Source organism: Pseudomonas sp. P5_B2, assembly GCF_056400445.1.
Genome location: NZ_JBFULH010000129.1, coordinates 1 through 10767, shown reverse-complemented (window position 1 = coordinate 10767; position 10767 = coordinate 1). Strand labels below are relative to the sequence as shown.

Genomic DNA, 10767 nt, shown 5'->3' with positions numbered 1-10767 from the left:
GTCTCGGTTACCTCGGTGAACTGGCGAAAAACACCCCGTCCGTCGCCAACATCAAGGCATATGCGCAGATCGTTCGTGCGCGGGCGACGTTGCGCCAGTTGATCGGCATCGCTTCCGAAATTGCAGACAGCGCCTTCAACCCGGAAGGCCGCACGGCTGAAGAGATTCTCGACGAGGCTGAACGGCAGATCTTCCAGATCGCTGAGGCCCGGCCAAAAACCGGCGGCCCGGTGAGCGTGAATGACCTGCTGACCAAGGCAATCGATCGTATCGACACCTTGTTCAACACCGACAACGCCATCACCGGCCTATCCACCGGCTACACCGACCTCGACGAGATGACCAGCGGCCTGCAGCCGTCTGACCTGATTATCGTCGCCGGCCGTCCATCCATGGGTAAAACCACCTTTGCGATGAACCTCGTGGAAAACGCCGTGTTACGCAGCGATAAGTGCGTCCTGGTTTACTCGCTGGAGATGCCAGGTGAATCGCTGATCATGCGTATGTTGTCGTCCCTCGGCCGTATCGACCAAACCAAGGTTCGGGCCGGTCGCCTGGACGACGATGATTGGCCGCGCCTGACCTCAGCGGTCAACCTGCTCAACGACCGCAAGCTGTTCATCGACGATACGGCCGGTATCAGCCCGTCGGAAATGCGCGCACGGACTCGCCGGTTGGTGCGTGAGCACGGCGATGTCGCCCTGATCATGATCGACTACCTGCAATTGATGCAGATTCCAGGTTCCGGCGGCGACAACCGCACCAACGAGATTTCCGAAATCTCCCGTTCCTTGAAAGCCCTGGCCAAGGAATTCAACTGCCCGGTGGTGGCGTTGTCCCAGCTCAACCGATCCCTGGAGCAACGGCCGAACAAACGCCCGATCAACTCCGACCTCCGGGAATCCGGAGCGATCGAGCAGGATGCTGACGTGATCATGTTCGTGTACCGGGATGAGGTTTATCACCCGGAAACCGAGCACAAGGGCATCGCCGAAATTATTATCGGCAAGCAGCGAAACGGCCCGATCGGCACGTCACGCCTGGCGTTCATCGGCAAGTACACCCGCTTCGAAAACCTCGCGCCGGGCAGCTATAACTTCGACGACGAATAAAACCTGTGGGGACAAGCCTTTGTGGCGAGGGGGCTTGCCCCCGTTCGGCTGCGAAGCAGTCGTAAAACCTGAGAGGTTGTTTTAACTGGAGAATTACAGGGGCCGCTTCGCGACCCAACGGGGGCAAGGCCCCCTCGCCACGTGGGTTGTATCAAGGCCCAGAACTTTTCCTTGGGATAAGCTGACCAATTTCCGACCATAGCCGTCGGAATTGGTTATTTTTTGTGCTATATTCCGCGCCCGCGATTTTTCATCTCAACACCGGTCATCGTCATGCAAACAGCCAAGCCGTTATTTGACTATCCCAAGTACTGGGCCGAATGCTTCGGTCCAGCGCCATTCCTGCCGATGAGCAGGGAGGAGATGGATCAGCTTGGCTGGGATTCCTGCGACATCATCATCGTCACCGGTGATGCGTACGTTGACCATCCGTCCTTCGGCATGGCGATCATCGGCCGGCTGCTGGAGTCGCAAGGCTTCCGCGTCGGGATCATTGCCCAACCGAACTGGCAGTCCAAAGACGACTTCATGAAGCTCGGCGAGCCGAACCTGTTCTTCGGCGTCGCGGCCGGCAACATGGACTCGATGATCAACCGCTACACCGCAGACAAGAAAATCCGTTCCGATGATGCCTACACCCCTGGTGGCCTGGCGGGCAAACGTCCGGACCGCGCGAGCCTGGTTTACAGCCAGCGCTGCAAGGAAGCCTACAATCACGTGCCGATCGTGCTCGGTGGCATCGAAGCTTCCCTGCGCCGCATCGCTCACTACGATTACTGGCAGGACCGGGTACGCAACTCGATCCTGATCGACGCCTGCGCCGACATCCTGCTCTACGGCAACGCCGAGCGTGCGATCGTCGAAGTCGCCCAGCGTCTGTCCTACGGCCACAAGATCGAAGACATCACCGACGTGCGCGGCACCGCGTTCATCCGTCGTGACACGCCGAAAGACTGGTACGAAGTCGATTCCACGCGTATCGACCGTCCGGGCAAGATCGACAAGATCATCAACCCGTATGTGAATACCCAGGACACTCAGGCCTGCGCCATCGAGCAGGAAAAGGGTCCGGTTGAAGATCCAAGTGAAGCCAAGGTCGTGCAGATCCTTGCCAGCCCGAAAATGACTCGCGACAAGACCGTGATTCGTCTGCCGTCGGTCGAGAAAGTTCGTGGCGACTCGGTTCTTTATGCTCACGCCAACCGCGTGCTTCACCTCGAAACCAACCCGGGCAACGCCCGCGCGCTGGTGCAGAAGCACGGCGAAGTCGACGTCTGGTTCAACCCGCCGCCGATTCCGATGACCACTGAAGAAATGGACTACGTGTTCGGCATGCCTTATGCGCGCATTCCGCACCCGGCGTACGGCAAGGAAAAGATCCCCGCCTACGACATGATCCGTTTCTCGGTGAACATCATGCGTGGCTGCTTCGGCGGCTGCACCTTCTGCTCGATCACCGAGCACGAAGGCCGGATCATCCAGAACCGTTCCGAAGAGTCGATCATTCGCGAAATCGAAGAGATCCGCGACAAGGTGCCAGGCTTTACCGGCGTCATTTCCGACCTCGGCGGTCCTACCGCGAACATGTACCGCATTGCCTGCAAAAGCCCGGAAATCGAATCCGCGTGCCGCAAGCCATCGTGCGTGTTCCCCGGCATCTGCCCGAACCTGAACACTGACCACTCGTCGTTGATTCAGCTGTATCGCAGCGCCCGTGCCTTGCCGGGTGTGAAGAAGATTCTGATCGCTTCCGGCTTGCGCTACGACCTCGCGGTCGAGTCGCCGGAATACGTCAAAGAGCTGGTGACTCACCACGTCGGTGGTTATTTGAAGATCGCCCCGGAACACACCGAGGAAGGTCCGCTCAACCAGATGATGAAACCGGGCATCGGCAGCTATGACAAGTTCAAGCGCATGTTCGAGAAGTACTCCAAGGAAGCCGGGAAAGAGCAGTACCTGATTCCGTACTTCATCGCCGCCCACCCGGGCACCACCGACGAAGACATGATGAACCTGGCCCTGTGGCTCAAGGGCAACGGCTTCCGTGCCGACCAGGTGCAGGCGTTCTACCCGTCGCCGATGGCCACCGCCACCGCGATGTACCACTCGGGCAAGAATCCGCTGCGTAAGGTCACTTACAAGAGCGACGCCGTGACCATCGTCAAGAGCGAAGAGCAGCGTCGTCTGCACAAAGCGTTCTTGCGTTATCACGACCCGAAAGGCTGGCCGATGCTGCGTGAAGCGCTGACCCGCATGGGCCGCGCCGATTTGATCGGGCCGGGCAAGAACCAGTTGATCCCGCTGCACCAGCCGGCGACCGATAGCTACCAGAGTGCCCGTCGCAAGAACTCGACACCGGCCGGCAGCCACAAGGTTGCAGGGGAAAAGACCACCAAAATCCTGACCCAGCACACCGGCTTGCCGCCGCGTGCCAGCGATGGCGGTAATCCGTGGGACAAGCGTGAACAAGCCAAGGCGGCGGCGTTCGCCCGCAACCAGCAGGCGGCCAAGGATCGCAAGGACGCAGCCAAAGGCAAAGGCCCTAAACCCGCCCGCAAGCCGGTTGTTCCGCGCTAAGCGTCGCTTGAGCTGAACAGAACGCCAACCTGATCGTTCCCACGCTCCGCGTGGGAATGCCTCAAGGGACGCTCCGCGTCCAGTGACGCGGAGCGCCACGGGCTGCATTCCCACGCGGAGCGTGGGRACGATCACCCCCTTCGCAACATTTGCGTGCAACTGCCCCCAACCAATTTCTCCCATCGCCCGATTTTGGTGCTGTACTGCCTCAAGCAAACGGAGAAAGCGCCAGCGTTGCCGCGATGGCATAAGTCTTGCGCGCTTTCGATAACGCTTAGGGCTCGCAGGAGGCACGCCGTGTCGATTCATGTCGCATTGCACCACGTCACACATTACCGCTATGACCGCGCTGTCGAGCTCGGTCCGCAGATCGTTCGCCTGCGCCCGGCCGCTCACAGCCGCACGCGGATACTTTCCTACGCACTGAAAGTCTCGCCAGAGCAGCACTTCATCAACTGGCAACAAGACCCCCAGGGCAATTACCTGGCGCGGTTGGTGTTTCCGGAAAAAACCGATGAGCTGCGGATCGAAGTCGACTTGCTGGCAGAGATGGCGGTCTTCAATCCTTTCGACTTCTTCCTTGAGCCTTACGCAGAAAAAATCCCGTTCACCTACGCCGCAGACGAGCGCAAGGAGTTGGCGCCGTACCTGGAAACCTTGCCCCTGACGCCGACGTTCAAGGCCTATCTGGACGGCATCGACCGCACGCCGCTGCCGAGCGTGGATTTCCTCGTCGCGCTTAACCAGCGCTTGAGCGAAGACATCGGTTACCTGATACGCATGGAACCGGGGGTGCAGACGCCCGAGCACACCCTTGAGCAAGCCTCCGGGTCCTGCCGCGATTCGGCATGGTTACTCGTGCAATTGCTGCGAAACCTCGGGCTGGCCGCGCGATTTGTCTCCGGTTACCTGATTCAGCTGACCGCCGACGTCAAAAGTCTCGACGGGCCTTCAGGCACTGACGTGGACTTCACCGATTTGCACGCGTGGTGCGAAGTGTATTTGCCGGGTGCTGGCTGGATCGGCCTGGACGCGACGTCAGGGCTGTTTGCCGGCGAAGGCCACATTCCGTTGGCGTGCAGCCCCGATCCGGGCTCTGCGGCTCCTATCAGCGGCTTGGTGGAACCGTGCGAGTGCGAGTTCACCCACGAAATGTCCGTGGAGCGGATTTGGGAAGCCCCGCGCGTCACCAAGCCCTACACCGAAGACCAGTGGCAGGCGATTCAGGCACTGGGCCGGCAGATCGATGCCGATCTGCTGGAAGACGATGTGCGCCTGACCATGGGCGGCGAGCCGACCTTCGTTTCCATCGACGACCCTGACGGTGCCGAATGGAACACCGCAGCGCTCGGGCCGGACAAGCGTCTGCTGTCCGCCGAGCTGTTCCAGCGTATGCGTAAACACTACGCCCCCAAAGGCTTGGTGCATTTCGGCCAAGGCAAGTGGTACCCCGGCGAGCAATTGCCGCGCTGGTCACTGAACTGCTACTGGCGTCGTGACGGCGTGCCCATCTGGCACAACAGCGCGCTGATCGCCGAGGAGCAGGAAGACTACGGCGCCGATGGCGAACTGGCCGGGCGTTTTCTGGCAACTGTCGCCGAACGGCTGAAGATTCCGACACGCTTTGTGTTTCCAGCCTACGAAGACAATTTCTATTACCTCTGGCGCGAAGGCACTTTGCCGCAGAACGTCAGCGCCGAAGACTCACGTCTGGAAGAACCGCTGGAGCGTGCGCGACTGCGTAAAGTCTTCAGCCAAGGCCTGGATAAAGTCATCGGCCAGGTCCTGCCGCTGGCGCGCACCGCCAAGGGCGATCAATGGCAAAGCGGTCGCTGGTATCTGCGCGACGAGCACTGTCGGCTGGTGCCGGGGGATTCGCCGCTGGGTTATCGCTTGCCGCTCGGCTCGCAGCCTTGGGTGAAAGCGGCGGAGTATCCGTTCATTCATCCCAATGATCCGAACCAGGCGTTCGCCGCGCTGCCCGACACCATTGCGTTGAACAGTCCAGGCGCGCCGGCCGAAGCGGTCGAGCGCGAGCCAAAAATCGACGAGTCCGCCGACTGGCTTACGCGCACTGCGTTCTGCGCCGAAGCCCGGGAAGGGCGGTTGTACCTGTTCATGCCGCCGCTGGAGCGGGTCGAGGACTATCTGGAACTGGTCACCGCCATCGAGGCCACTGCTCAGGAACTGCATTGCCCGGTATTGCTGGAAGGCTATGAACCGCCGAGCGATCCGCGCCTGAGCAACTTCCGCATCACCCCGGATCCGGGCGTAATCGAAGTCAACGTGCAACCGTCCGCGACTTGGGACGAGTTGGTCGAGCGCACCGAGTTTCTGTACGAAGAAGCGCGCCAGACCCGACTGACCACCGAAAAATTCATGATCGACGGCCGGCACACCGGGACCGGCGGCGGTAACCATTTCGTGTTGGGTGGCGCGACCCCGGCCGACTCACCGTTTCTGCGCCGCCCCGACTTGCTGCGCAGCCTGATCAGTTACTGGCATAACCATCCGTCACTGTCCTACCTGTTTTCCGGACTATTCATCGGCCCGACCTCTCAGGCCCCGCGCGTCGATGAAGCGCGTAACGATGCGCTGTATGAACTGGAGATCGCTTTCGCGCAGATGCCTGAACCGGGCGAAGAGTGCGCGCCGTGGCTGGTGGACCGGCTGCTGCGCAATCTGCTGATCGACGTCACCGGCAATACCCATCGCGCCGAGTTCTGCATCGACAAACTCTATTCGCCGGACGGTGCGACCGGACGCCTTGGTTTGCTGGAATTGCGTGCCTTTGAAATGCCACCGCACGCGCGCATGAGCCTGGCTCAACAGCTGTTGTTGCGGGCGCTGGTGGCGCGGTTCTGGCGTGAGCCTTATGCGCCGCCGAAACTGGCGCGCTGGGGCACTGAATTGCACGACCGATTCCTGTTGCCGCACTTTATCGAGCAGGATTTCGCTGACGTCATAGTCGATCTGAATGCGGCCGGTTATCCCGTACGGGCCGAGTGGTTCGCCGCCCATCTGGAGTTTCGTTTTCCCAAGGTCGGCGATTACGCGGTCAATGGCATTGAGCTGCAACTGCGTCAGGCGCTGGAGCCGTGGCATGTGCTGGGCGAGGAGGGCGCAGTCGGCGGCACGGTGCGGTATGTGGATTCGTCGCTGGAACGCTTGCAGGTCAAGCTCACCGGCCTTCCACCACAGCGCTATTTGCTGACCTGCAATGGCATTCCGGTGCCGTTGCAAACCACCGGGCGGGTCGGCGAGTTTGTCGCTGGCGTACGTTTTCGCGCCTGGCAACCGGCCAACTGTCTGCAACCGACCATCCCGGTCCATGCACCGCTGGTGTTCGACCTGCTCGACACCTGGATGCAACGCTCGCTGGGCGGCTGCCAATACCACGTGGCCCATCCGGGCGGACGCAACTACGACAGCCTGCCGGTGAACGCCAATGAGGCCGAGAGCCGGCGCATGGCGCGGTTTTTCCGCATCGGACACACTCCAGGGAAACTGCCTGTACCGATTCTGGAAATTAACGACGAGCTGCCGATGACGCTCGATTTACGACGTTTCTAAATCGTACGCGACGCCCGGATTTTTCGTATATCCGGGTGTCATGAGCCTGCGTTAGTCTGACTGTTCATTGCTGTCTGCCGAGCTTTCCATGCCTGATCTGCTTGATCACTACCCGCTAACGGCGGGCACCTATCACGAACTGCTCGACGACAGTGGCGGCGTACGCCCGCACTGGCGTCGGTTGATCGACCAATTGCAACGCAGTACGCCATCGCAGTTGGTGCAGCGTCAGGCCTTGTTGACCCGACAGATCCAGGAAAACGGCGTGACCTACAACGTCTACGCCGACCCCAAGGGCGCAGACCGGCCGTGGGAGCTCGATCTGCTACCGCATGTGATTGCCGCTGATGAGTGGGCGCAGTTATCCGCCGGGATCGCTCAACGGGCGCGTCTGTTGAACGCGGTACTGGCGGATCTGTATGGCCCGCAACGCCTGATCGCCGAAGGTTTGCTGCCGGCAGAGCTGGTATTTGGGCACAACAACTTCCTCTGGCCCTGTCAGGGCATTGCGCCGCCCGACGGGGCCTTTCTGCATCTGTACGCCGTCGATCTGGCGCGCACGCCTGATGGCCGTTGGTGGGTCACGGCGGACCGGACTCAAGCACCGTCCGGCGCCGGTTACGCCCTGGAAAACCGCACGATCGTCTCCCGAGCCTTTCCCGAGCTGTATCGCGATTTGAAAGTGCAGCATCTGGCCGGATTCTTCCGCACGCTCCAGGAAACACTGGCCCGGCAGGCACCCCGTGATGACGAAGCACCGCTGATCGTGTTGCTCACGCCAGGACGCTTCAACGAGAGCTATTTCGAACACCTTTATCTGGCGCGCCAACTCGGCTACCCGCTGGTGGAGGGCGGCGACCTCACGGTGCGGGATGCCACGGTCTACCTGAAAACCCTGAGTGGCTTGCGCCGGGTTCACGCAATCATGCGCCGGCTCGACGATGACTTCTGCGACCCGCTGGAACTGCGCACCGACTCCGCACTGGGCGTACCGGGGCTGCTCGAAGCCGTGCGACAGGGGCGGGTGCTGGTGGCCAATGCCCTCGGCAGCGGCGTGCTGGAGTCGCCGGGATTGCTGGGCTTCCTGCCAAAAATCAATCAATTCCTGTTCGGCGAAGAACTGATCCTGCCGTCTATCGCCACTTGGTGGTGCGGTGAGCCGCCGGTGTTGGCTCAGGCGCTGGAAAAACTACCGGAGTTGTTGATCAAACCAGCTTTTCCGTCGCAAAGCTTTGCACCGGTTTTTGGCCGTGACTTGAGTGAAAAACAGCGTCTGGCCCTGGCCGCGCGCATGCAGGCGCGACCGTATGCCTATGTTGCGCAAGAAATGGCCCAATTGTCCCATGCGCCGATCTGGCAGGCCGAGGACGGTCAGTTGCAACCGCGCGCGATCGGCATGCGCGTGTACGCAGTGGCCAGCCATGACGGCTATCGGGTTTTACCGGGCGGCCTGACCCGGGTGGCCGCCGAGGCGGACGCCGAAGTGGTGTCGATGCAGCGCGGTGGTGCGAGCAAGGACACGTGGGTGTTGGGCGATCGTCCACCGAGCGGCGAGCAATGGAAAACCCAGCGCACAATTGGTGTGCATGACCTGGTACGCCGAGATCCTTATTTGCCCTCGCGGGTGGTGGAAAACCTGTTCTGGTTTGGCCGGTATTGCGAGCGCTGTGATGACAGCGCGCGACTGTTGCGCATCATGCTGGCGCGCTACGTGGACGGCGATGATCCGCAAGCCTTGCAGGCAGCTGTCGAACTCGGTGAACGGTTGCACCTGCTTCCCGATGAAGGCGAGTTGCCAGAGCGCCTATTGGCCGCATTGCTCGGCGAAGACTGGTCATTCAGCCTGCGTTCCAATCTGCAACGCTTGCAGTGGGCGGCCTCGCAAGTGCGCGGCAAACTCTCGCGGGAAAACTGGCAAGCACTGGTGGAGTTGCAGCGCGAGGCCATGGAACTGGATACCGACGAGCCGGATTTCGGTGAGTTGCTGGATTTTCTTAACCGTCTGGTGATGTCGCTGGCGGCACTTTCTGGCTTCGCCCTCGACGACATGACCCGGGACGAGGGCTGGCGTTTCCTGATAATCGGGCGGCGGATCGAACGCCTGCAATTTCTCAGCGGCAGCCTGGCAGCGTTTTTGCGCGGGGCCGGGGCTTTCGATCAGGCCGGGCTGGAGTGGCTGCTGGAATTGGGCAACAGCAGCATCACCTACCGTTCACGGTACCTGGCGATGGCGCAACTGCTACCGGTGCTCGATCTGTTGTTGCTCGATGAGCAAAACCCTCACGCCGTCCTGTTCCAGTTGAAGTTGGTGACTCGAACCCTGAAACGCTTGAATGATGAATTTGGTGTGCCTCGCGAAGCGGGGTTGCCGCGGTTGGTGGAGCGACTGGCGCAATTCGATCTGGGTTGCCTGGAAAACGCTTTGTTCGGCGAAACCGGCGTCCGCGCCGCGCTCAATGGGTTGGCCGATTTGCTGCAAGAAATCGCCGACGCCAGTGGGCAAGTATCGGATCGCCTGGCCTTGCGCCATTTCGCCCATGTCGATGATGTCAGTCAGCGCACGGTGTCCGTCTGATGAATGCTCACTACCAGATTTTCCACGACACCCATTATCACTATGACAGTCCGGTGTCTTTGGCCCAGCAGCTGGCGCATCTCTGGCCGCGTCCCTGCGCGTGGCAGCGCTGTACTGCTCAGCAATTGCAGATCAGTCCCGACCCGACCGCGCGCCGGGATGAGTTGGATGTGTTTGGCAATCCACTCACGCGATTGGCATTTGAACGTCCCCACGATGAGTTACTGGTCAATGCCAGTCTCACGGTGGAAGTGCTCGCCCGGCCCACGCTGGATTTCAATCAATCGCCGCCCTGGGAAGACACCCGCAACGCGTTGACTTACAGCAGCCAGCCGCTGTCCCCCGAAGTGCTTGAGGCCTGTCGGTATCGGTTCGAATCGCCTTACGTGCATTTGAAGCGCAACTTCGTCGAATTCTCCGAGAGTTGCTTTCCGGCGGGCCGACCGTTGCTGCTGGGTGTTCAGGCATTGATGGAAAAGATCTTCAGCGAGTTCACCTTCGACGCCGAAGCGACGCAAGTGGCGACGCCGTTAGTGGAAGTGCTGGAGCGCCGACGCGGGGTCTGTCAGGACTTCGCTCACCTGATGCTCGCGTGCGTGCGTTCCCGTGGTCTGGCCGCTCGCTATATCAGCGGTTATCTGCTGACTCAGCCACCACCGGGCCAACCCCGGTTGATCGGCGCGGACGCATCCCATGCCTGGGTCTCGGTGTTTTGCCCGGTGCTGGGCTGGGTTGATTTCGACCCGACCAACAACGTTCAACCGGCACTTGAGCACATCACCCTGGCCTGGGGCCGGGACTTCTCTGATGTTTCTCCGTTGCGTGGGGTGATTCTGGGGGGCGGTAATCACGACCCTGAAGTGCGCGTCACCGTGATGCCACTGGATTAACGCAGATCAAATGTAGGAGTGAGCCTGCTCGCGATAGCTA

At 60.8% G+C, this 10767-nt stretch carries 5 protein-coding genes; all 5 read left to right on the top strand.

The window, feature by feature from the left end; all coding sequences use genetic code 11:
- Positions 1-1112: replicative DNA helicase (gene dnaB, locus AC1DRJ_RS12960; RefSeq protein WP_477802499.1), on the top strand; the 1112-nt coding region annotated here is incomplete at its 5' end.
- A gap of 273 nt (positions 1113-1385) precedes the next feature.
- On the top strand, positions 1386-3689 hold the full coding sequence (locus tag AC1DRJ_RS12955) for a YgiQ family radical SAM protein (RefSeq protein WP_477802498.1): 2304 nt from the start codon (positions 1386-1388) through the stop codon (positions 3687-3689).
- A 297-nt stretch (positions 3690-3986) separates the two neighbouring features.
- Positions 3987-7262 carry a transglutaminase family protein gene (locus AC1DRJ_RS12950; RefSeq protein WP_477802497.1) on the top strand — a complete coding sequence of 1092 codons (3276 nt, stop codon included), beginning with the start codon at positions 3987-3989 and terminating at the stop codon, positions 7260-7262.
- A gap of 88 nt (positions 7263-7350) precedes the next feature.
- Complete coding sequence (locus AC1DRJ_RS12945; protein ID WP_477802496.1) at positions 7351-9837, top strand: circularly permuted type 2 ATP-grasp protein; 2487 nt, start codon at positions 7351-7353, stop codon at positions 9835-9837.
- Entirely contained in the window at positions 9837-10727 is an 891-nt protein-coding gene (locus tag AC1DRJ_RS12940) for a transglutaminase family protein (protein WP_477802495.1), read from the top strand. Before AC1DRJ_RS12945 ends, AC1DRJ_RS12940 begins: the two co-directional genes overlap by 1 nt.
- Positions 10728-10767: the final 40 nt, after the last annotated feature.